General features: G+C 72.3%; 20 protein-coding genes and 1 pseudogene. 17 read left to right on the forward strand and 4 right to left on the reverse strand.

Going from position 1 to position 20,761, the window contains the following annotated elements; all coding sequences use genetic code 11:
• Positions 1–2: 2 nt before the first annotated feature.
• From F8566_RS03280 to F8566_RS03295, 4 genes are all read left to right on the forward strand, one after another.
• Positions 3–1,373, forward strand: a complete 1,371-nt coding sequence (locus F8566_RS03280) for a M1 family metallopeptidase (RefSeq protein ID WP_225992814.1) — start codon at positions 3–5, stop codon at positions 1,371–1,373.
• 73 nt (positions 1,374–1,446) lie between these two features.
• A complete protein-coding gene (locus F8566_RS03285; RefSeq protein WP_151557728.1) occupies positions 1,447–3,501 on the forward strand; it encodes a HelD family protein in 2,055 nt (684 codons plus the stop codon).
• A 76-nt stretch (positions 3,502–3,577) separates the two neighbouring features.
• Positions 3,578–4,771, forward strand: a complete 1,194-nt coding sequence (locus F8566_RS03290; protein WP_151557730.1) for an acyl-CoA dehydrogenase family protein — start codon at positions 3,578–3,580, stop codon at positions 4,769–4,771.
• Positions 4,768–5,853: an acyl-CoA dehydrogenase family protein gene (locus tag F8566_RS03295; protein WP_151557732.1), complete on the forward strand. Its 1,086-nt coding sequence runs from the start codon at positions 4,768–4,770 to the stop codon at positions 5,851–5,853. The genes F8566_RS03290 and F8566_RS03295 overlap by 4 nt, the downstream gene beginning before the upstream one ends.
• A gap of 40 nt (positions 5,854–5,893) precedes the next feature.
• Here F8566_RS03295 and F8566_RS03300 read toward each other — a convergent pair whose 3' ends face one another.
• On the reverse strand, positions 5,894–6,571 hold the full coding sequence (locus tag F8566_RS03300; RefSeq protein ID WP_151557734.1) for an adenylate kinase family protein: 678 nt from the start codon (positions 6,569–6,571) through the stop codon (positions 5,894–5,896).
• A 46-nt stretch (positions 6,572–6,617) separates the two neighbouring features.
• Positions 6,618–7,190 carry a universal stress protein gene (locus tag F8566_RS03305; protein WP_192809485.1) on the reverse strand — a complete coding sequence of 191 codons (573 nt, stop codon included), beginning with the start codon at positions 7,188–7,190 and terminating at the stop codon, positions 6,618–6,620.
• Positions 7,191–7,319: 129 nt separating this feature from the next.
• On the opposite strand from F8566_RS03305, the gene F8566_RS50855 reads away from it, so the two are divergent.
• The gene (locus tag F8566_RS50855) at positions 7,320–7,844 is read left to right on the forward strand and encodes an XdhC family protein (protein ID WP_225992815.1); all 525 of its coding nucleotides are present in this window, start codon (positions 7,320–7,322) and stop codon (positions 7,842–7,844) included.
• Between the two features lie 234 nt (positions 7,845–8,078).
• Here F8566_RS50855 and F8566_RS03310 read toward each other — a convergent pair.
• Positions 8,079–9,359: pseudogene (locus F8566_RS03310) on the reverse strand (MFS transporter); the annotation flags it as partial.
• A 202-nt stretch (positions 9,360–9,561) separates the two neighbouring features.
• Between F8566_RS03310 and F8566_RS03315 the strand changes: the two are divergent.
• Positions 9,562–10,563 carry a sigma-70 family RNA polymerase sigma factor gene (locus F8566_RS03315; protein WP_151557737.1) on the forward strand — a complete coding sequence of 334 codons (1,002 nt, stop codon included), beginning with the start codon at positions 9,562–9,564 and terminating at the stop codon, positions 10,561–10,563.
• On the opposite strand, the gene F8566_RS03320 is transcribed toward F8566_RS03315, so the two are convergent.
• Positions 10,541–11,716, reverse strand: coding sequence for a hypothetical protein (locus F8566_RS03320; protein WP_151557738.1), 1,176 nt, complete (start codon positions 11,714–11,716; stop codon positions 10,541–10,543). The genes F8566_RS03315 and F8566_RS03320 overlap by 23 nt on opposite strands.
• 153 nt (positions 11,717–11,869) lie before the next feature.
• Between F8566_RS03320 and F8566_RS03325 the strand changes: the two genes are divergently transcribed.
• The 11 genes from F8566_RS03325 to F8566_RS03370 all read left to right on the forward strand — a co-directional run bounded on the left by F8566_RS03325 (position 11,870) and on the right by F8566_RS03370 (position 20,621).
• Positions 11,870–12,652, forward strand: coding sequence for a CoA transferase subunit A (locus F8566_RS03325; protein ID WP_151557739.1), 783 nt, complete (start codon positions 11,870–11,872; stop codon positions 12,650–12,652).
• Complete coding sequence (locus F8566_RS03330; RefSeq protein ID WP_151557740.1) at positions 12,652–13,287, forward strand: CoA transferase subunit B; 636 nt, start codon at positions 12,652–12,654, stop codon at positions 13,285–13,287. Before F8566_RS03325 ends, F8566_RS03330 begins: the two co-directional genes overlap by 1 nt.
• Positions 13,284–13,949, forward strand: coding sequence for a protocatechuate 3,4-dioxygenase subunit beta (gene pcaH, locus F8566_RS03335; protein ID WP_151557742.1), 666 nt, complete (start codon positions 13,284–13,286; stop codon positions 13,947–13,949). The genes F8566_RS03330 and pcaH overlap by 4 nt, the downstream gene beginning before the upstream one ends.
• On the forward strand, positions 13,949–14,479 hold the full coding sequence (gene pcaG / locus F8566_RS03340) for a protocatechuate 3,4-dioxygenase subunit alpha (RefSeq protein ID WP_151557744.1): 531 nt from the start codon (positions 13,949–13,951) through the stop codon (positions 14,477–14,479). The genes pcaH and pcaG overlap by 1 nt, the downstream gene beginning before the upstream one ends.
• Positions 14,469–15,692, forward strand: a complete 1,224-nt coding sequence (gene pcaB, locus F8566_RS03345) for a 3-carboxy-cis,cis-muconate cycloisomerase (RefSeq protein WP_151557746.1) — start codon at positions 14,469–14,471, stop codon at positions 15,690–15,692. The genes pcaG and pcaB overlap by 11 nt, the downstream gene beginning before the upstream one ends.
• Positions 15,689–16,459, forward strand: a complete 771-nt coding sequence (pcaD, locus tag F8566_RS03350; RefSeq protein WP_225992816.1) for a 3-oxoadipate enol-lactonase — start codon at positions 15,689–15,691, stop codon at positions 16,457–16,459. The genes pcaB and pcaD overlap by 4 nt, the downstream gene beginning before the upstream one ends.
• On the forward strand, positions 16,456–16,833 hold the full coding sequence (pcaC, locus tag F8566_RS50860; RefSeq protein ID WP_225992817.1) for a 4-carboxymuconolactone decarboxylase: 378 nt from the start codon (positions 16,456–16,458) through the stop codon (positions 16,831–16,833). The genes pcaD and pcaC overlap by 4 nt, the downstream gene beginning before the upstream one ends.
• 29 nt (positions 16,834–16,862) lie before the next feature.
• On the forward strand, positions 16,863–17,657 hold the full coding sequence (locus F8566_RS03355) for an IclR family transcriptional regulator (protein ID WP_225992818.1): 795 nt from the start codon (positions 16,863–16,865) through the stop codon (positions 17,655–17,657).
• 50 nt (positions 17,658–17,707) lie between these two features.
• Positions 17,708–18,862: a 4-hydroxybenzoate 3-monooxygenase gene (locus F8566_RS03360; RefSeq protein WP_151557748.1), complete on the forward strand. Its 1,155-nt coding sequence runs from the start codon at positions 17,708–17,710 to the stop codon at positions 18,860–18,862.
• A gap of 161 nt (positions 18,863–19,023) precedes the next feature.
• Positions 19,024–19,938, forward strand: a complete 915-nt coding sequence (locus F8566_RS03365; RefSeq protein WP_225992819.1) for an LCP family protein — start codon at positions 19,024–19,026, stop codon at positions 19,936–19,938.
• Positions 19,939–20,006: 68 nt separating this feature from the next.
• Complete coding sequence (locus F8566_RS03370) at positions 20,007–20,621, forward strand: acyl-CoA-like ligand-binding transcription factor (protein WP_151557752.1); 615 nt, start codon at positions 20,007–20,009, stop codon at positions 20,619–20,621.
• Positions 20,622–20,761 lie beyond the last annotated feature (140 nt).

Below are 20,761 nucleotides of genomic sequence, written 5' to 3' on the forward strand. Positions count from 1 at the left end.
GCGTGCTGAGGAGCGGCACGCCGACGAGCTCGACCCCGGAGGACTCCAACCGCAGTGAACGCGTCATGATCGAGGATGCTCCGGGCATCGAGCGGTGCACCTACTTTCCCGGGCACGGCGACGACGGCTACCGGGTCGGCCACTACGACCTGGAGCTCGACTACCGGGTGGGGCCCAACCGGCTGAGCGGCACCGCGCGCCTGTCGGCGGTCGCCACCGCGCCGCTGGTGCGGTTCGACCTCGACCTTGGACCGTTCCGCATCGGCAAGATCCTGGTCGACGGCAAACCCGGGCGTTTCCGGCACCGGCGGGACAAGCTCCACGTCACGCCGCCGCGGCCGCTCGGCAGCGGCCAGCGGTTCACCGTCGAGGTCCGCTACACCGGCAACCCGCGCCCGGTGTCCAGCCCGTGGGGCGGGCTCGGCTGGGAGCAGCTCACCGACGGGTCGCTCGTGGCCGGGCAGCCGATCGGCGCGCCGTCGTGGTTCCCCTGCAACGACCGCGCCGACCACAAGGCCTCCTTCCGGATCTCGGTGACCACCGCGTCCGCCTACCACGTCGTCGCCAACGGCCGCGAGACCGGGCGGAGCCGTTCCGGGGCCAGCACCACCTGGGTGTACGAGCAGGACGAGCCGATGGCGCCCTACCTGGCGAGCGTCCAGATCGGCCGTTACCAGACCACCGAGATTCACGGCCGACCACCGCAGCGCCTCGCCTACCCGAGCCGGGCGGCCAGCCGGATCCGGAATGACTTCGGGCGCCAGGCCGAAATGATCGCGGCGTTCGAGGAACGGTTCGGGCCCTACCCGTTCGGCGCGTACACCGTCGTGGTCGCCGACGACGAGCTGGAGATCCCGGTTGAGGCCCAGGGCATGTCGATCTTCGGGACCAACCACGTGGACGGGCGGCGCGGCGCCGAGCGCCTGGTCGCGCACGAGCTGGCCCACCAGTGGTTCGGCAACAGCCTGACCCTGGCGCGCTGGCGTGACATCTGGCTGCACGAGGGCTTCGCCACCTACGCCGAGTGGCTGTGGTCGGAGGCCTCCGGGGGCGACTCCGCCGACGAGCACGCGCTGCGCTGGCACAGGCGCCTTGCCGAACAGCCCCAGGACCTCGTCCTGGCCGATCCCGGCGTAGAGCGGATCTTCGACGACCGCGTCTACAAGCGCGGGGCACTCACCCTGCACACGCTGCGGCGGACGATGGGGGAGGGCCGCTTCTTCCCGATGTTGCGGGAGTGGACGGCCGAACACCGGCACGGCACGGTGACGACCGAGGAGTTCACCCGGCTGGCGGAACGGCACGCCTCGCAAACGACCGAGGCCCTGTTCGCGTCCTGGCTCTACGGCCGCCGGCTGCCCCGGCTGCCCTGACGTACGCGGGCCTCGGAGACCGGTAAGCTGTTCGGTTCGCCCTCAGCCACCCCTCGTCCGGAGGTCTGCTCGCATGCCCACCGCCGAACACGAGATCACCGAAGCCGAACACGAGATCATCGAAGCCGAACAAGAGATCACTGAAGCGCAGACCCTCGCCGCCGAACGGGCGCACCTGGCCGAGTCGCGCGCGGCGCTGCGCCGGATGCGCGAGCACACCGCGGCGCTCTCCGCCGACGTGGCCGCGGACTGGGTGTCCAAGCAGATCCTGGAATCGCAGCTGGAGCTGCGCGTCGCCGCCCTCGCCGACCATCCCGACGCCCCGCTGTTCTTCGGCCGGATGGACCACGATGACTCCGGCAGCGACCTGCCCGCGACGATGTACGTGGGGCGGCGGCACATCCACGACGGCGACGAGGGCCGCCCGCTGGTCCTGGACTGGCGGGCACCGGTGTCGCGGGCGTTCTACCAGGCGGGACCGGCCGACCCGATGGGATGGCGCAGGCGCCGCCGGTTCGGTTTCAACGGCGGCGAGCTGACCGCGTTCGAGGACGAGCCCCTCGACGGCCGCGCCCTGGGCCCCTCGCAGATTCTGACCGAGGAGATCGAGCGGCCGCGCACCGGGCCGATGCGCGACATCGTCGCCACCATCCAGCCCGAGCAGGACGTGATCGTCCGCGCCGGCCTGGCGGCGACCGTGTGCGTCCAGGGTGCGCCGGGCACCGGCAAGACGGCGGTCGGCCTGCATCGTGCCGCGTATCTGCTGTTCACGCATCGGGAGCGGCTGGCCCGGTCCGGAGTGCTGATCGTCGGCCCCAACCGCGCGTTCCTCGCCTACATCTCCGCCGTGCTGCCCGCCCTCGGCGAGGTCCAGGTCGACCAGGCCACCATCGACGACCTGCTCGGCGAGCCCACGGCCACCGAGCCCGCGGCGGTCGCGGCCGTCAAGGGTGACGCCCGGATGGCGGACGTGCTGCGCAAGGCGCTCTGGCGCCATCTGCGCAAGCCGGAGGAGGGCCTGGTCGTCACGCGCGGCGCGAGCCGCTTCCGGCTCGCCGAGCACGAGGTCCGTGAGATCGCAGCGGCGCTTCGCGGGACCATGCGGTACGGCAACGGCCGCACCTCGTTCGCCCAGCGGCTCGCGCACCAGATCCTCGTCCGGATGGAGGAACGCGGCGAGGCACCTGACGACCGGGTGCAGGACCAGGTCGCCCGTTCCAAGCCGGTGAAGCAGCTCCTCGACCAGGTCTGGCCCAAGGTCACCGCCGAGCAGGTGCTCTTCCGGCTGCTGTCGGATCCGGCGGAGCTCCGGGCCGCGGCCGGGGGCGTGCTCACCGACGAGGAGCAGGCGGCGATCGGGTGGGCCAAGCCTGCCCGATCACACCGTTCGGCCAAGTGGACCGCGGCCGACCGCGCGCTGCTGGACGAGCTCAACGACCTGATCGAGCGAACGCCGTCGCTGGGGCATCTCGTGGTGGACGAAGCCCAGGACCTGTCGGAGATGCAACTGCGCGCGCTGGGCCGCCGCTGCGGCACCGGGTCGGCGACGGTGCTGGGCGATCTCGCGCAGGGCACCACCGCCTGGTCCGCGCGTTCCTGGGAGGACGTGCTGCGCCACCTCGGCCAGGAGGGCGAGGTCACCGAGCTGACGCTCGGCTTCCGCGTCCCCGGTTCGGTGCTGGACTTCGCGGCCCGGCTCCTGCCCCACGTGGCGCCGGAGCTCGCGGTGCCGCGCTCGCTGCGGCCGGGGGCGGGCGCGCTGACCGTGCGGCGCGTTCCGGAGCTCGGCGCCGGTGTCGCCGAAGCCGTGAAGGCCGCGCTGGCGCGCGAGGGCTCGATCGGCCTGATCGTGCCGGACGACGCCGTTCCCGGGTACGTGGCGACCCTGTCCGAGGCGGGCCTGGCGCACGATCTGCTCGGCCCGCAGGCCGCCGCGGACGAGCGGGTGCTGATCGTCCCGGCGTCCCTGGCCAAGGGACTGGAGTACGACCACGTGATCGTCGCCGAGCCCGCGGCGATCGTGGCCGCCGAGGAACGGGGGCTTGCGCGCCTCTATGTCGTCCTCACCCGTGCCGTCAGCACGCTCACCGTGCTCCATCGGGCCGACCTTCCAGCTCAGCTCACCTGATCCCGGCTGTTGACGGGCTCGCCCCGGGCTTCCTAAGGTGGCCCATACCGACCGGTTGGTATGTGGAGGTCCGTACGTGAGCACAGCACTCCCCGACGCCGACGACCTGCGGGCGCGGGTCGATGAGTTCCTCGCCGCCCACGATCCCGCGACCATGGAGCCGCTGGAGTTCCTGCGGGCGCGGTACGACGCGGGTCTCGCCTGGGTGCACTACCCGGTGGGACACGGCGGCCTCGGCGCCCCGCGCGCCCTGCAGCCCGCCGTGGACGCGCGGTTCGCGGCGGCGAAGGCGCCCCGCAACCAGCCCGAGCGCAACGGCATCGGGCTGGGCATGGCGGCGCCGACGATCCTCGCGTTCGGCACCGAGGAGCAGAAGCGCAGATTCCTCCGCCCGCTGTGGACGGGTGAGGAGGTCTGGTGCCAGCTCTTCAGCGAGCCGGGCGCCGGGTCCGACCTCGCGGCCCTCGGCACCCGGGCGGTCCGCGACGGCGACCGGTGGATCGTCAACGGGCAGAAGGTGTGGACCTCCATGGCCCACGAGGCCCGCTGGGCGATCCTCGTCACCCGCACCGACCCGGATGTGCCCAAGCACCGCGGCATGACCTACTTCGTCTGCGACATGACCGCGCCCGGCGTCGAGGTGCGGCCGCTGCGGCAGATCACCGGCGAGGCCGAGTTCAACGAGGTATTCCTGACCGACGTCGCGATCCCCGACGAGCACCGCCTCGGCGAGGTCGGCCAGGGCTGGCAGGTCTCCACCACCACGCTGATGAACGAGCGGGTCGCCATCGGCGGCGCCGCCACGCCCCGGGAGAGCGGCATGATCGGCGTGGTCGCCAAGCTGTGGCGGGAGCGACCGGAGCTGCGCACGGCCGGGTTGCACGACGCGCTGCTGCGCGCGTGGGTCGAGACCGAGGCGGCGCGCCTCACCGGTGAGCGGCTCCGCCAGCAGCTCACCGCGGGCCAGCCCGGCCCTGAGGGCTCAGCGGCCAAGCTCGCGTTCGCCAAGCTCAACCAGGAGGTCTCCGGCCTGGAGCTCGAACTGCTCGGCGAGGACGGGCTGCGCTACGACGACTGGACGATGCGCCGCCCGACCGAGGTGGACTTCACCCGGCGCTCGCCCGGCTACCGCTACCTGCGCGCCAAGGGCAACTCCATCGAGGGCGGCACCTCGGAGATCCTGCGCAACATCATCGCCGAGCGCGTGCTCGGGCTCCCGGGCGAGATCCGGGTCGACAAGGACGTGGCGTGGAAGGACCTCCCCAAGTGAGCGACCTGCTGTACAGCGAGATCGAGAACGACCTGCGCGCGGGTCTGCGCGGCCTGCTCGACGACAAGTGCCCCTGGGGCGACGTGCTCGCCGGGACCGAACGGGAGGAGCCGTACGACGCCAAACTCTGGCGTGCGGTGGCCGCCGAGTTGGGCTGCGCCGGACTGCCGGTCCCCGAGGAGCAGGGCGGCGCGGGCGCGACCTGGCGCGAGACCGCGGTGACGATGGAGGAGCTCGGCCGGGCCGTCGCGCCCGTGCCGTTCCTGGGCAGCGCCGTGCTCGCGACGGCCGCCCTCATGGCCGCCGGGGAGCGCGACCTGCTCACCGAGCTGGCCGCCGGCGAGAAGATCGCCGTCCTTGCCGTGCCGTTCACCACGGCCCCCGGCGTCGCGATGCGCGACGGCGCACAGGCCGCGGACGGCAGGCTGACCGGCGCCATCACCAGCGTCGCCGACGGCCTCGCCGCCGACGTCCTGCTGGTGCCCGCGCAGGACGGTCTCTACGCGGTGGACGCGGCCGACGCCCGCCGGACGGCGGTGACCTCGCTCGACATGACCCGCAGGCTCTGCGACATCGCGCTCGCCGACGTCCCGGCCCGGCAGATCGCGGCAGGGGAGGCGGCTGCCCGTGCCGTGCGAACGGCGCTCCTCACGGGCGCGGCGTTGCTTGCGTCCGAGCAGCTGGGCCTCGCCGAACGCTGCCTGGAGACCACGGTCGACCATCTGAAGACGCGCTTCCAGTTCGGCCGTCCCGTCGGCTCGTACCAGGGGCTGAAGCACCGGCTCGCCGACCTGTGGACCTCGATCACGCAGGCTCGCGCCGTCGCGCGCTACGCCGCGGACTGCGTCGCCGCAGGCGACCCCGACACCGAGATCGCGGTGGCCGTCGCCCAGGCACACTGCTCGGCCGTCGCGGTGAGGGCGGCGGAGGAGTGCGTCCAGATGCACGGCGGCATCGGGTTCACGTGGGAGCATCCCGCGCACCTGTACCTGAAGCGGGCCAAGAGCATCTCCCTCGCGTTCGGCACTCCCGACAGGCACCGTGCGGCGCTGGCCGCGTTGCTGGATCTGCCCCAGGCGTGAGCCCGCGGACAAGGTCACCAGCGCGCCAGGGCGTGTGCCTTCAGCGTCCGCGGCCAGGGTGGTCTTCAAGGCGTTCAAGTGGTGGGGGCAGGTGGAGCTGCTTCCGCAGGTCGCGCTGTACCGTCGCGATGTCCGCGCGCGCGTCCACCCTCACCACGAACTCCTTGCGCCGGAAGATCTCCAGCACCGGGTCGGTCTTCTCGTGGTAGATGCGCAGGCGCTCGGCCAGGGCCTCCTCAGTGTCGTCCTCGCGCGCGACCAGCTCGCCGCCGCACACGTCGCACCGGCCCTCCTCCTTGGGCCGCGTCGAGATCAGGTTGTAGTCCAGCCCGCACCGCGAGCACAGGCGCCGGGCCAGAACGCGGCGGCGGACCTCGCTGTCGGGAAGGTCCAGATGGATGACCGAGTCGATGTCGTAGCTCTCCAGGAAGAACTCCGCCTGCCGGGCGTTGCGCGGGAAGCCGTCGATGACGAACCCGTAGTTCCAGTCATGCTGGTCGAGCCGGTCCTGGACGACGCCCTCGACCAGGTCGTCGCCGACCAGCTCGCCCGCAGCCATGGTGCGCCGCACCTGGGCGCCGAGCTTGGTGTGGTTCTGGACGTGCCAGCGGAAGATGTCGCCGACGCTGATGTGCACCAGATCGAGGTCCTTGGCGAGGCGCAGGGCCTGGGTGCCCTTGCCGCTGCCCTGGACGCCGAAGATCACGTACTTGCGCATGTTCCACCGTCGCACAACCACGGCGTGCCGGTCTCCGCCGGGGTCCTCAACGATCCTTGGTGCCGTTGACCGTGCCGGAGTCCGACCCCCACAGCAGCTGGCTCAGCCTGCGGATCCCGAACCGGTCGTGGGGCCTCTCGCCGTCCGAGAGCTCCTCGATGACCGACTGGACGGCGGGCGGCCGGACGCAGACGAAGGTGGCGCGGGTGCGGCGCGCGCAGTGCAGGCGCACGGACGGGCGCAGCAACCGGGAGAGCGCGGGCCGCTCGCCGCGGCCCACGACGAGGATGTCGTCGCCGCGGGCGAGCCGTACCAGGGTGGCGCCCGGCTCTCCGACGACCGACAGCGTGGCCGTCTCGACGCCGGCCGGCGAGCCGTCGGCCACCTCGCAGAGCAACTGGGCGATCAGCTGCTCGCCTGCGCTCTGCAGCGCCTCGGTCACGCAGCCGAGCTGGCCGGCCGCCGCGACGTGGGCGGGCAGCGGCGCGGCGTGGACGACCAGCAGAGGCAGTCCCCGGATGCGGGCCTCGCCGATCGCCCAGGCGAGTGCGCAGCGTGCGCCCGCCGAGTCGTCGACCCCCACGACAACCCGCGGGCCGCCCTCCGGTCTCACGATCACTGTCCCTCCTGAGCGTGCCTGCCGGGGGTTGTGGAATCCAGGGTGCAGGCAACCGGGCCCGGAGGGAAGTGTTTCCGGCTGTCAGTCGAGCACGGGCGGCGAACGCGCGGGCTCTGCGACACTGGCGGCATGTCCCAGTCTATCGAATCCGACCCGGCGTGCGCCGTCGCCCACGGTGACGTCCGGCCCGACACAGGCGACCGCACCCTGGTGGTGGTGTTCGCCTCACCGGTGGCGGAGTTCCTGCTGCGGTACGCCGCTGACCTGGGCTATCGCTGTCTTCTGCTGGAGCCCGACAAGGAACGCGCGGGCTCGGTGGCCCTCGATGCCGACGTGGTCACCGAGATCCCACCGAGCCTGGACGCGGGCACCGACGTGGTGGTCACCGACCACCATCGCGAGGAGCTCGGGCTAATGCTGCGTGACGCGCTCGCCCACCAGGTCCGCTGGATCGGCGTGATGGGCAACCCCCGGCATCCCGCCCCGCACGTCCCGGCCCTGACCGGCCTCGGGGTCTCCGCCGCCGACATCGCCCGGGTGCACCGTCCCATCGGCCTCAACATCGGATCCCGCACGCCGGCCGAGATCGCCGTGGCCACCCTCGCCGGGCTTCTCGCCGACCGCAACGGACGGCCCGGCGGCTTCGACTTCTGAGCCCGGCCGTACGTGCCGGAGCGTGACGAACGCCAGGGCGGCCAGCCCGACGAACAGGACGGCGCTGAGCGCGGCCAGGGTGGTGAGGCCCGTGGTGAACGCGTCGTGGGCGGCGGCGATGAGCTGGCCCGCCTGCCCGGCGGGCAGCGTTCCGGCCGCGGCGGCGGCGCCGGTGATGCCCTCGGTGGCGGTCCTGACCGCCTCGTCGGGCAGGCCGCCGGGCAGCGCGTCGGTCAGCCGGTCGCGGTAGACGGCCGTGCCCAGGCTGCCCAGCGTGGCCACGCCCAGCGCGATGCCCAGCTCCGCGCTGGTCTCCGACAGCGCCGAGGCCGATCCGGCCTTCGCGGGCGGGACCACACCGAGGATCAGGTCGGTGCCGAGGGCCGCCGCCACGCCGACGCCGAGCAGGGAGATCACCAGGCCGGTCACCAGGATGGCCACACCGCCGTCCGCGTCGACCCCGGTCAGCACCCCGTACCCGAGCGCCGTCACCAGCAGCCCGCCGGCGATGAGTGAGCCGGGCCGGAAACGTTGCGCCAGCGCCGGGGCCGCCTGCGAGCCCACCACCATCGCCAGCGACGACGGGAGCAGCCACAGCCCGGCCTCCATGGGGGAGAGCCCGGCCACCACCTGCAGGTGCAGCGCGAAGAACAGGTAGCTGCCGCCCTGGATCAGGCCGAACAGCAGCCAGATCACCAGCGCCGAGCTGAACGTGCGGTTGGCGAACAGGCGCAGGTCCAGGAGCGGGTCGGGCAGGCGCCGCTGCCGCCGGGCGAACACCACGCCGAACGCGGCTCCGGCGACCACCGCGGTCGCGGGCAGCGGCTCCCAGCCGCTCTTGGCGATCTCCTTGAGGCCGTACACGACCGGCAGGATCGCGGCCAGCGACAGCGCCACGCTGAGCGGGTCCAGCCGGCCGGCCCGCTCGGCGCGGTACTCCGGCAGCAGGAACGGGCCCGTCGCGAGCAGGAGCAGCATCACAGGGACGCCGAGCAGGAACGCCCCGCCCCACCAGAAGTGCTCCAGCAGCGCGCCGCCGACCACCGGGCCGAGCGCGACGCCGCCCATGAAGGCGCTCATCCAGACCGCGATGGCCCGGCCCCGCTGCTGCGCGTCGGTGAACATCGTGCTGATGAGCGCCAGCGTGGAGGGCATCAGCGTGGCCCCGGCGACGCCGAGGATCGCCCGCGTGGCGATCAGCATCTCGGGGCTGGTGGAGTAGGCGGCGGCGACCGAGGCGACGCTGAACGCGGTCGCGCCGATCAGCAGCAGCCGGCGCCGGCCGATCCGGTCGCCCAGGGTGCCCATCGTGACCAGCAGCCCGGCGATCATGAAGCCGTACACGTCCATGATCCAGAGTTGCTGGGTGGCGCTCGCCCCCAGGTCCTCACTCAGGTGGGGCAGCGCCAGGAAGAGCACGCTCATGTCCAGGGACAGCAGCAGGGTGGGCAGCGTCAGCACCGCCAGGCCGATCCATTCCCGCCGCCCGGCTCGCCCGATCTCTGTCTTCATCATCCACTCCGTCTTCAGCGTCGGTGCTCAGTGCGTTCGGGGATATGGACCACGGCGGGTTCAAGAACTCATCGCCCGATTGCAAAATGCCTGGTCAGAGCCCTATTGAGGGAGGTGATACCGTGTCGCCCAGGTTCTGTCAGTGGTGTCGCATACCGTCGCATCCACCACATCGACCTTCGTGCCGCGCGTGAGGATCACGATCATGGCCAACATCACCGTCGACCAGGACTTCCAGAGCCAAGCCGACAACTACCGGCGTGAGCTGCTGGCGCACTGCTACCGCATGCTCGGGTCGATCCACGACGCGGAGGACCTGGTCCAGGAGACCTACATCCGGGCGTGGAAGGCCCAGGACAGCTTCGAGGGCCGGTCGTCCCTGCGGACCTGGCTCTACCGGATCGCCACCAACGTCTGCCTGACCGCCATCGACCAGCGCGGCCGGCGGCCCATGCCCTCAGGCCTGGGCGCGCCGAGCGACGACCCGGAGCGGCCCGTGGTCGCCCTCGACGACGTGCCGTGGCTGGAGCCCGCGCCCGACGGCGTGTTCGGCTCCGAGGCGGCCGACCCGGCCTCGATCGCCGTCTCCCGGGAGAGCACCCGGCTGGCGTTCATCGCCGCGCTCCAGCATCTGCCCGCCAAGCAGCGGGTCGTGCTCATCCTGCGCGACGTGCTCAAGTGGAAGGCCGCCGAGGTGGCCGAGCTGCTCGAGACCTCCACGCCGGCGATCAACAGCGCGCTCCAGCGCGCCCGCGCCCAGCTGGAGCAGGTGGCGCCCGACCAGGACGCGCTCGCCGAGCCGACCGACCCCGAGCAGCGGGAGCTGCTCGAACGCTACGCCGCCGCGTTCGAGAAGGCCGACATCGAGGGCCTGGTCAAGCTCTTCAAGGAGGACGCGGCCTGGGAGATGCCGCCGTTCCCCGAATGGTTCGTCGGCCCCGAGGCGATCGGGCGGCTCATCCGGGCGCAGTGCCGCCCCGGTCCGGGCGACATCATCATGGTGCCGACGTCCGCCAACGGTCAGCCCGCTTTCGGCATGTACAAGCGCGACGACGACGGCGTGCACCGCGCGTTCCAGCTGCAGGTGCTCAGCATCGACGCCGAGGGCGCCGTCTCGCACGTCGGGGTCTTCTTCGACCTTTCGCTCTTCGAACTGTTCGGCCTGCCGCAGGTGCACGGGGACGCTACTTCAGTGCCTGCTGGATGAAAAAGATGATCAGGGAGGCGACGATGCCGGTCACGTACTGCAGGATCGCCCAGGTACGGACCGGCAGCGTGCGCTGCGACCGCAGCGCGCGGTAGGCCTCCGCCGCCTCCTTGAGCTCCTTGTCCAGCAGGAGCCGCTCCGGTGGCGCGGCCACCGGGGTCATCAGCGTGCCGAGTGCCTCGACGTGGTAGGCCCGCACGACCTTTGACAGCGTCACGAACGGCAGCACCGCCGCGTACAACGCGAGCAGCGCGGCCCCCACGGGGAACCCGTAGAGAAACAGCCGCAGTGCCAGCGGCGGATCGTCCGCCGCCGCCGCGACGGCCGACAGCTCGATCGTGATCACGCCGAAGCCGAGCCCCGCCGCCACCAGGGCGAAGCACGTGCACAGCCGCTCGATGCCGGGAGTGTGGGCCGGGTCCATCCAGGTCAGCCGTAGGTTCCGGCAACGGCGCAGCTTGTGCGGCACCCAGGCGGTGACCGTCACCCAGTACAGCACTCCGCCGCCCAGGAACCCCGTCCACATCGCCGGCAGGTAGGCCAGCAGGAACGACACGTCATGACCGCCGCTGCGGTTCAGATCCACGAACGCGCCGACGACGCCGATCACCGCTCCGGCCAACCCGCACGCGATCTGTCTGCCCCGACCCTGGCAGCGGTCGAGCCACCTGACGATGTCGTCCCGGTCTGGGGACGCGCACAACAACTCCGCCACCGGCGGCGCGTTGCGCTCCGCATACCTCCAGCCGACCCACGCCATGGTCAGCATCAGCGCGCAGCTGAGGCTGAGCAGCGCTCCGTAGAGATGGCCACGCGGCCCGTGCAGCGCCATGTCCGAAGAGAACGATCCCGCGACGACGTTGAGCCCGTACGGCCAGCCCGAGGTGAGCGCGAGCAACAGCACCGCCCGCACCGCCGTGGGTCGGGGACCTTCGCGCATCGGCACCGGACGGGCCAGCCGCAGCAGCACCACCCGGTCGTACCCCTGCCGGATCATCGAGCAGACGTCATGGACGAACAGTGATCGCTCCCCCGGCGCACAGCTTGCGAGATCGGCCGCGACCAGCGCCTTCCCCGCTTCGGTCGCCGCGCGGGGAGGCGCTTTCGAGGAAATGGACGGGCCTGTCGCCGGTTCGGCCTCGAAGACGCCCATGGCCACCCCTGCTGAACGAGAGTGCGTCACCTCATGGTGAGACGCCCGGAACGGGGCGTCCGCCGGGCGGCCGGGTTGGGTTTCCGCTGAGTGGAAACCTCGGTCCCTCACCGGTGCGACCGCTGGGATGGTGAGGGCTGGAGAGGAGAGCGAATGGACAAGGTCGTGGCCTCGGCAGCCGACGCCGTCGCCGACATCGCCGATGGGGCGTCACTCGCGGTCGGGGGTTTCGGCCTCTGCGGCGTGCCCTCGGTACTGATCCGCGCGCTGCACGAGCAGGGCGCCGGAGACCTGCGGATCGTCTCCAACAACTGCGGGCTTGACGGCAGAGGGCTCGGGCAGCTGCTCGCGGCCGGGCGGATCGCCCGCGCGATGGGCTCGTACGTCGGAGAGAACAAGGAGTTCGCCCGGCAGTACCTGGCCGGAGAGATCGAGGTCGAGCTGATGCCGCAGGGCACGCTCGCGGAACGGCTGCGGGCGGGCGGCGCCGGGATTCCCGCGTTCTACACGCCCGCCGGTGTCGGCACGCTCGTCGCCGAGGGCGGGCTCCCGTGGCGGTACGCGGCGGACGGCAGCGTTGAGATCGCCTCACCGCCCAAGGAGGTGCGGGAGTTCGGGGGGCGGCCCTACGTGCTCGAAGAGGCCATCACGACGGACTTCGCGCTGGTGCGCGCGGCCAAGGGTGACCGGCACGGCAACCTCGTGTTCGACAAGGCCGCCCGCAACTTCAATCCGCTCTGCGCCACCGCCGGTCGCGTCACCCTGGCGGAGGTGGAGGAACTGGTCGAGCCCGGCGAGCTGGATCCGGACGCCGTTCACCTGCCGGGCGTTTTCGTGCAGCGCGTGGTGGCACTGACCCCGGAACAGGCCGCCGACAAGCCGATCGAGCGGCGTACGATTTCAGCGCCTCCGGCGCGGGGGACGGTGCGGTCCTGATGCCGTGGTCCAGGAACGAGATCGCCGCGCGGGCGGCCGCGGAGCTGCCGGACGGGGCCTACGTCAACCTCGGCATCGGACTGCCGACCTTGATCCCCGGCTTCATCCCCGAGGGGCGGCACGTGGTGCTGCACGCGGAGAACGGGCTGCTCGGCGTCGGGCCCTACCCGGCCGAGGACGAGGTCGACGCCGATCTCATCAACGCGGGCAAGGAGACCGTGACGCTGCTGCCCGGGTCCGCGGCCTTCGACTCGGCGCTGTCGTTCGGCATGATCCGCGGCGGCCACATCGACATCGCGGTGCTCGGTGCCATGCAGGTCTCGGTGCGGGGCGACCTCGCCAACTGGTCCGTGCCCGGAAAGATGATCAAGGGGATGGGCGGTGCGATGGACCTGGTCCACGGCGCCCGGAAGGTGATCGTCGTGATGGAGCACACCACCCGGGACGGCGCCGCCAAGATCGTCGAACAGTGCTCGCTGCCGCTGACCGGCGCCCGCTGCGTCGACCGGATCATCACCGAGCTGGGCGTGCTGGACGTGACGGACGACGGCCTCGTCCTGGTCGAGACCGCGCCGGGCGTGACGCCCGAGGAGATCCGCGCCCGCACCGGGCCCTCAATCATGGAGCCGGCATGACACATCCCCCGTACCTGCATCCCGCCTACACGAGCACCGTGCTGCGGGCGCCCGCTCAGGAGCTCGTCATGCCCAAGCTCGGGCCCGACAGCGTCGAGCTGACCGCGCCCGTGTTCGGCGACGCCGAGGTGGGCGCGCTGGACGCCGACCTGACCCGGCAGGGCCAGGGCGAGCCGCTCGGTGAGCGGATCATCGTGACCGGCCGGGTGCTGGACTCCCGGCACCGTCCGGTGCCCGGCGCGCTGGTCGAGGTCTGGCAGGCCAACTCCGCGGGACGCTATGCCCATGAGCGCGACGAGCATCCGGCGCCGCTCGACCCGAACTTCGCCGGGGCGGGCCGCTGCCTCACCGACGGGGCGGGCCGCTACCGGTTCGTCACCGTCAAGCCGGGGGCCTATCCCTGGCGCAACCACCACAACGCCTGGCGGCCGGCGCACATCCACTTCTCGGTGTTCGGCACCGCGTTCACCCAGCGCCTGGTCACCCAGATGTACTTCCCGGGCGATCCGCTGTTCCCCTACGACCCGATCTTCCAGTCGATCCCGGACGAGCAGGCCCGGGACCGCCTGATCGCCCGGTTCGACATGGACACCACCGAGCCGGAGTGGGCCCTCGGCTACCAGTGGGACATCGTGCTCGGCGACACCCCGGTGGAGGAGTGATGACGACCCCCTCGCAGACCGTGGGGCCCTTCTTCGGCCACGCGCTGCCCTACGAAGGCGGCCCGGAGATCGTCGCCGGCGCCCGGCGCGACGCCATCCGTGTGCACGGCCGGGTCTACGACGGAGCCGGCGCGCCGGTCCCGGACGCGCTGGTGGAGATCTGGCAGGCGGACGAGACCGGCACGATCCCGCGAGGGCCCGGTGGGCTGCGGCGGGCCGTGGGGGGCTTCTCCGGCTTCGGGCGATGCCCCACCGGGGCGGACGGGAGCTACTGGTTCTCCACGGTCAAGCCCGGACCGGTGGGCGCCGGCGCCCCCTACCTCGCCGTCCTGGTCTTCGCGCGGGGGCTGCTCAAACCCGTCTTCACCCGGCTCTACTTCCCCGAGGACGCACACGACGAGGATCCCCTCCTGGCCGAGGTGCCGGTGGCGCGGCGTGACACCCTGATCGCGGAACGCGAGGCCGACGGATCCTACCGTTTCGACATCCACCTGCAAGGCGAACGGGAGACGGTCTTCCTTGGTTTCTGACGGGCACGGTTCTGACGGGCGCGGTCCTGACGGGCACGGTTCTGACGAGCACGGGCAGCCGGACGCCGGGCTGCTGTCCCCGGTCCGCGCCGGGACGGCGGCAGGCGCGGCCGCCGGTGACCGCGCCTGGCTGCGGGCCATGCTCGACGCCGAGGCGGCGCTGGCCCGTGCCCAGGCCCGGCTGGGCCTCGTTCCGCCGGAGGCCGCCGCGGCCATCGAACGGGCCGCGCGTGCGGACGGGATCGACCTGGTCGAGCTGGCCCGCCGGGCCCGCGCGGCAGGCAACCCGGTGGTCCCGCTCGTCGCCGACCTCAGACGGCTGGCGGGGTCAGCCGGCGAGCACGTCCACAAGGGCGCCACCAGCCAGGACATCATCGACACCGCCGCGATGCTCGTCGCCTCCCGGAGCCGGGCGATCCTGCGCGCCGATCTCGACCGCGTCCTCGCCCTGCTGGCCGCGCTCGCCGAGCGGCACCGCGACACCCCGATGGCGGGCCGCACTCTCGGGCGGCAGGCCCTCCCCATCACCTTCGGGCTCAAGGCGGCGGGCTGGCTGACCGGTGTCCTGGAGGCCCGTGACAGGCTCGCGTCCGTACGGCTGCCCGTGCAGCTCGGCGGAGCGGCGGGGACGCTGGACGCCTTCGGCGACCGGGCGCTGGAAATGCTCCGCGCCTTCGCGGAGGAGGCCGGGCTCGCCGAACCGGTTCTGCCGTGGCACACAAGGCGTACGCCGGTGGCCGAGCTGGCCGCCGCGCTCGCCCTGACCGCCGGCTCCCTCGGCAAGATCGCCACGGATGTCGTGCTGCTGGCGCAGAGCGAGATCGACGAGGTCGCGGAGCCCGCCGCCCCAGGACGCGGCGGCTCGTCGGCGATGCCGCACAAGCGCAACCCCGCCCTCGCCATCATGATCAGATCGGCCGCCCTGCAGGTGCCCACGTACACCCAGGTCGTGCTCGCGGCCCAGGCCGCGCCGCTGGAGCGGCCCGCGGGGGAGTGGCACGCCGAGTGGCAGCCGTTCCGCGAGTGCCTCCGGCTGACCGGCGGCGCCGCCGCGACCACGGCGGAGATGCTCGACGGGCTGGAGGTCTTCCCCGGCCGGATGCGCGCCAACCTGGACGATCTCCTGATGGTCCTCGGTGCCGAGCCCGGCCCCGGGGCCGCCCCGGATCTCGTCGATCGGGCCCTCGCCGCGTACCGCGGGAGCGTGCGATGACGGCCCTGCACCATCGCCTCGACGGCCCGGAGGGCGCACCGCTCGTGGTGCTCGGCCCGTCGCTCGGCACCAGCACGGAGTTGTGGGACCCGCAGATGCCCGTGCTCGCCCGGCGCTGGCGGGTGTTGCGGTACGACCTGCCCGGCCATGGACGGTCACCCTCTCCCATGGGCGCCGTCACCGTCGAAGATCTCGCGGACGAGATCGTCCGGTCACTTGACCGGCTGGAGATCGACCGGGTCGCCTACGCGGGGGTCTCGCTCGGCGGGGCCGTCGGGACGGCCCTGGCGCTCCGCGCGCCCGAACGGGTCGCCAGCCTGGTCCTGTGCTGCACGTCGCCCCGCTTCGGGCCGCCGGAGGCCTGGCACGAACGGGCCGGGCGCGTACGCCGTGATGGCACCGGACCGCTCGCCGATACCGCCGCCGAACGCTGGTTCACGCCGGGCTTCACCGGTGCCCAGCCCTACGTCGAGATGCTCCGCACCACCGACGCCGAGGGGTACGCCGCGTGCTGCGAAGCGCTCGCCCGCTTCGACGCGACGGAGCGGCTCGCCGGGATCACCGCGCCGACGCTGGTGGTCGGGGGCGCGCAGGACGTGCCGACCCCGCCCGCCGATCATGCCGAGCCGCTCGCCGCCGGGATCCCGGACGCCGCGCTGGTCGTGATCGAGGGGGCGGGACACCTCGCCAACGCGGAACGGCCGGAGGCCGTCACCCGCGCGATCACCTCCCATCTGGACCGTACGTGGAAGGGACTCCCCGGATGAACGACGAGCAGCGGCACGCCGAGGGCATGCGGACGCGGCGCGCGGTGCTCGGCGACGCCCACGTCGACCGGGCGGTGGCCGGCACCACCGCGTTCACCGCGGACTTCCAGGACCTGATCACCCGCTACGCCTGGGGAGAGATCTGGACCCGGCCCGGCCTCGACCGCCGGACCCGCAGCTGCATCACCCTCACCGCCCTGGTGGCCAGGGGGCACCTGGAGGAGCTCGCCATGCACGTCCGTGCCGCGCTCCGCAACGGGCTGACCCCGGAGGAGATCAAAGAGGTCCTGCTCCAGACCGCCGTCTATTGTGGGGTGCCCGCCGCCAACGCGGCGTTCGCGGTGGCCCAGCAGGTGCTGGCCGAACAAGAATGAACACAGGGTGAGCACGGAGTGAGCACGGGTTGAGGAGTGTCGCGGCCAAGGTCATGGCGATCCTGGACGCCTTCGCGGCCGGGGACGTCCGCCTCAACCTGAGCGAGATCTGCCGCCGTGCCGGGCTGCCCCTGGCGACCGGCCACCGCCTCGTCGGCGAGCTGGTGGCGGGCGGGTTCCTCGAACGTGTCCCGGACGGCACGTACCGGATCGGCACCCGGCTCTGGCGCATCGGCAGCCAGGCGCCGGCCGTGACGGGCCTGCGCGAGCTCGCGCTGCCGCACATGGAGGACCTGTACGAGGCCACCCATGACAACGTCCAGCTCGCGGTCCTGCGGGACGGCAAGGCGCTCTTCGTCGAGCGGCTGCGCGGGACCCGGTCCGTGCCCGTCGTCACGCAGGTCGGCGCCACGCTGCCGCTCCACGCCACCGGAGTGGGCAAGGTGCTGCTCGCGTACGCGCCGGACGCGGTGCTGGAAGGCGTCCTCGCCGGCGGGCTGACCCGGCACGCGGCCCGCACGATCACTGATCCGCAGGAACTGCGCAGGTGCCTGGCCCAGGTACGCCGCAACGGCTATGCCGTCACCCGGGACGAGATGACGCTCGGCGCCGCCTCGGTGGCCGCTCCGGTCCGGGCCGGCGACGGGACGGTGGTGGCTGCTCTCTCCCTCGTGTCGCGCACGCGCAGCGCCGACATCCGGCGCTTGCTGCCGCCTCTGACGACCGCCGCGCGCGCCCTCTCGCGCGATCTGGCCGCGCACTGGCGCGGCGGGGCCCCCGGCCAGCTGGACGTCACTTCCGCTGAGCGGAAACTCAGCCCTTGACGCAGCGGTGACGCGCGCCATGATCCCAGGAGAACGGACGAGGAGGCACCATGCGCACCCAGGTCGCGATCGTGGGAGGCGGCCCTGCGGGACTGCTGCTCTCGCAGCTGCTGCACCGCCAGGGCATCGATTCGGTGGTGCTGGAGAGCCGTGACCGGGACTACGTGGAGCATCGGCAGCGCGCCGGGATGCTGGAGCAGGGAACGACCGACGTGCTCCGCGACAGCGGCGTGGGGGAGCGGCTCGACCGGGAGGGGCTCGTCCACCATGGGCTGGAGCTGCGGTTCGGCGGGGCGGGCCATCGCATACCGCTGACCGATCTGACCGGCCGGACGGTGACCGTCTACGCGCAGACCGAGATCGTCAAGGACCTGGTCGCGTGCCGCCTGGCCGACGGCGGCGACATCAGGTTCGAGGCCGAGGTGCTCGAGATCGACCCGTCCGCGCCGAGCGTGACCTACCGGCACGAGGGCGCCGTGCACACCCTCGCCTGCGACTACGTCGCCGGGTGCGACGGCTTCCATGGCGTGAGCCGTCCCGCGGTGCCGGGGCTCCGGACGTTCTCACGGGACTACCCGTTCGCCTGGCTCGGAGTGCTCGCCGACGTCCCGCCCTCCACCGAGGAGCTGATCTACGCCCATCACGAGCGCGGTTTCGCCCTGCACAGCCTCCGGTCTCCCAAGGTCAGCCGCCTCTACCTCCAGGTCACGCCGGACGAGGATCTGGACGCGTGGCCCGACGACCGCATCTGGACGGAGCTGGCCGCCCGGTTCGCCACCGACGACGGCTGGGAGCTGCGCGAAGGCCCGATCACCGACAAGGCGATCACGCCGATGCGCAGCTTCGTCGCCGAGCCGATGCGGCACGACCGGCTCTTCCTGGCGGGCGACGCCGCGCACATCGTGCCGCCCACCGGCGCCAAGGGCCTCAACCTCGCCGTCTCCGACGTCACCGTCCTGGCGAACGCGCTGGCCGAGCGGTACGCCAGCGGATCCGAGTCGCTCCTGGACGCCTACTCCGCGACGTGTCTCGCGCGGGTCTGGCGGGCCGAGCACTTCTCGTACTGGATGACGACGCTCCTGCACGCCGACCCGGCCGCGGACGACTTCACGCGGCGCCTGCAGCGTTCCCACCTGGACTACGTGGCCTCATCGCAGGCGGCGGCCACGTCCCTCGCCGAGAACTACGTCGGCCTGCCGCTGTAGGGACCGGGGCGGATGCAGGGAACCGGGGCGGAGCGGTCCACGTTCAGCCGAGTAGGAACGTCTGAGCCCGCGCGCGGGGCGGCTGCCCCGGTCCCGGAGGTGACGTCGATGCGCGGCCCGTTACGCCGGAGCCCCGGCGCCGCCGGGGGCTGCGCCTGCTGGTGCACCTGGCTCTGGCGGGCGCCGTGCTGTTCTTCGCAGCCTCCGCGCTGACCGCCTGGCGGACGGCGAGCTACGACCGGAACATCCAGCGCCTGCCCGACGTGTTCCCGGAGCAGCGGACGTCGCGGCCGGTGCCCGACCCGGGGCAGAACTGGCTGCTCATCGGCTCCGACCTGCGCGGCGACGCGACCGAGGAGAAATGGCGGCCGGGCCGCGCCCGCTCGGACACCATCATGGTGCTGCACGTGCCGGAGGGCGGGCACCGCGCGTACGTGGTCTCCGTGCCGCGCGACCTGTGGGTCGAGATCCCCGGCTGGCGGCACGCGAAGATCAACGTGGCGTTCTCCCGGGGCGGTCCCGCCCTGCTCACCGAGACGGTGGAGGAGCTGAGCGGGCTCCGGATCGACCACGTCGCGGTGGTCGACTTCGCCGGCTTCGAACGGATGACGGACGCGCTGGGCGGCGTCGAGATCAGGCTGGAACAGCCGATCTACGACCCGACCAACGGCTGGTCGTGGCCGGCCGGTGTCAACCATCTCGACGGCGAGAGCGCGCTGCGGTTCGTTCGGGAGCGCAAGGGGTTGTCCGGCAGCGACCTCGACCGGGTCAGGCGGCAGCAGCTCTTCCTGCGGGCCATGGCGGAGAAGGCGGCCAGCACCGGCACGCTGCGCAACCCGTTCAAGCTCGACGCGTTCCTCAGCGCGGCCAGCGAGTCGCTCGCCGTGGACTCCGGGACCGAGTTCGACACACTGCGCGCGCTCGCCCTGCGCCTCGCCCGCATCGGCCCCGGCAGGATCACCTACCTCACGATGCCGAACGGCTCCAGTTCCTGGATCGACGGGCAGAGCGTGGTTCTCCAGGACCGGGAACGCGCCGACCGGTTGTTCGCCCGGATGAGATCGGGCTCACTATGATTCAGATCACGCAAACTGGCAGAGCCTGAAACTTTGCCGATCACGCAAGTTTCGCCTATCGTGATGGCATGACCGTTGAGATGGGCCTGCGTGAACGCAAGAAGGCCGCGACGCGAGAGGCGTTGCGGGTCGCCGCGATGCGCCTGGCCGTCGAGCACGGCGTCGAGGGGGTCACGGTCGAGGCCATCGCCGCGGCGGCGGGAGTGTCGCCCCGGACCTTCCACAACTACTTCCCCGGCAAGGAAGAGGCGATCGTCGCGACCCTGACCGACGGCGCGCGGGCCGTGATCGAAGGCCTGCGGCTCCATCCCGCGGAGGAGCCGGTCTGGGACGCCCTGCGCACCGTGATCGTCGGCATCATGCTGCCGCCCGAGACCCGGGACGAGACCATCGCGCTGATGCGGGTGGTCAAGGCCAACCCCGCGCTCGTGGCCCAGCAGATGTGCGGCATCGGCGAGATGGAGCGCGAGGTCGCCGAGATCATCGCGGCCCGCACCGGGACCGACCCGGACCGCGACCTGTATCCCCACCTGGTCGCCGGCGCCGCCGGCATGGCCATGCGCGCGGCCGTCGACCTGTGGGTCGAAGGCATGACCGGCACCGACCTGCCCGACCTGGTCGACGAGGCCTTCGCGCAGCTGCGCGCCGGCCTTCCGCCGCCACGGACGGCCCGCGACGCGTAGAGGCGTCACCCGCACCCCGAAACCCACCCCACCCACCCCCGCGCCTGATGGCCAGCCCGCCATAAGGCGATGTCCGTATGCCCTCTTTTGGGCTGCCCTTGTAAGCCCTCCGGGCCGCCGCAAGCCGCCTGCGATGATGG

Origin of the sequence: Actinomadura rudentiformis, from assembly GCF_008923185.1 — a bacterium.
In the GTDB taxonomy this organism is placed as follows: Bacteria; Actinomycetota; Actinomycetes; order Streptosporangiales; family Streptosporangiaceae; genus Spirillospora; species Spirillospora rudentiformis.

Coding starts and splice junctions, on each gene's coding strand:
- F8566_RS03320 (WP_151557738.1), bottom strand. CDS start 11,716: ATGGGCGTCTTCGAGGCCGAACCGGCGACAGGCCCGTCCATTTCCTCG.
- F8566_RS03330 (WP_151557740.1), top strand. CDS start 12,652: ATGCCGTGGTCCAGGAACGAGATCGCCGCGCGGGCGGCCGCGGAGCTG.
- pcaH (WP_151557742.1), top strand. CDS start 13,284: ATGACACATCCCCCGTACCTGCATCCCGCCTACACGAGCACCGTGCTG.
- F8566_RS03325 (WP_151557739.1), top strand. CDS start 11,870: ATGGACAAGGTCGTGGCCTCGGCAGCCGACGCCGTCGCCGACATCGCC.
- F8566_RS03360 (WP_151557748.1), top strand. CDS start 17,708: ATGCGCACCCAGGTCGCGATCGTGGGAGGCGGCCCTGCGGGACTGCTG.
- F8566_RS03370 (WP_151557752.1), top strand. CDS start 20,007: ATGACCGTTGAGATGGGCCTGCGTGAACGCAAGAAGGCCGCGACGCGA.
- pcaD (WP_225992816.1), top strand. CDS start 15,689: ATGACGGCCCTGCACCATCGCCTCGACGGCCCGGAGGGCGCACCGCTC.
- F8566_RS03300 (WP_151557734.1), bottom strand. CDS start 6,571: ATGCGCAAGTACGTGATCTTCGGCGTCCAGGGCAGCGGCAAGGGCACC.
- F8566_RS03285 (WP_151557728.1), top strand. CDS start 1,447: ATGCCCACCGCCGAACACGAGATCACCGAAGCCGAACACGAGATCATC.
- F8566_RS03315 (WP_151557737.1), top strand. CDS start 9,562: ATGGCCAACATCACCGTCGACCAGGACTTCCAGAGCCAAGCCGACAAC.
- pcaG (WP_151557744.1), top strand. CDS start 13,949: ATGACGACCCCCTCGCAGACCGTGGGGCCCTTCTTCGGCCACGCGCTG.
- pcaC (WP_225992817.1), top strand. CDS start 16,456: ATGAACGACGAGCAGCGGCACGCCGAGGGCATGCGGACGCGGCGCGCG.
- F8566_RS50855 (WP_225992815.1), top strand. CDS start 7,320: ATGTCCCAGTCTATCGAATCCGACCCGGCGTGCGCCGTCGCCCACGGT.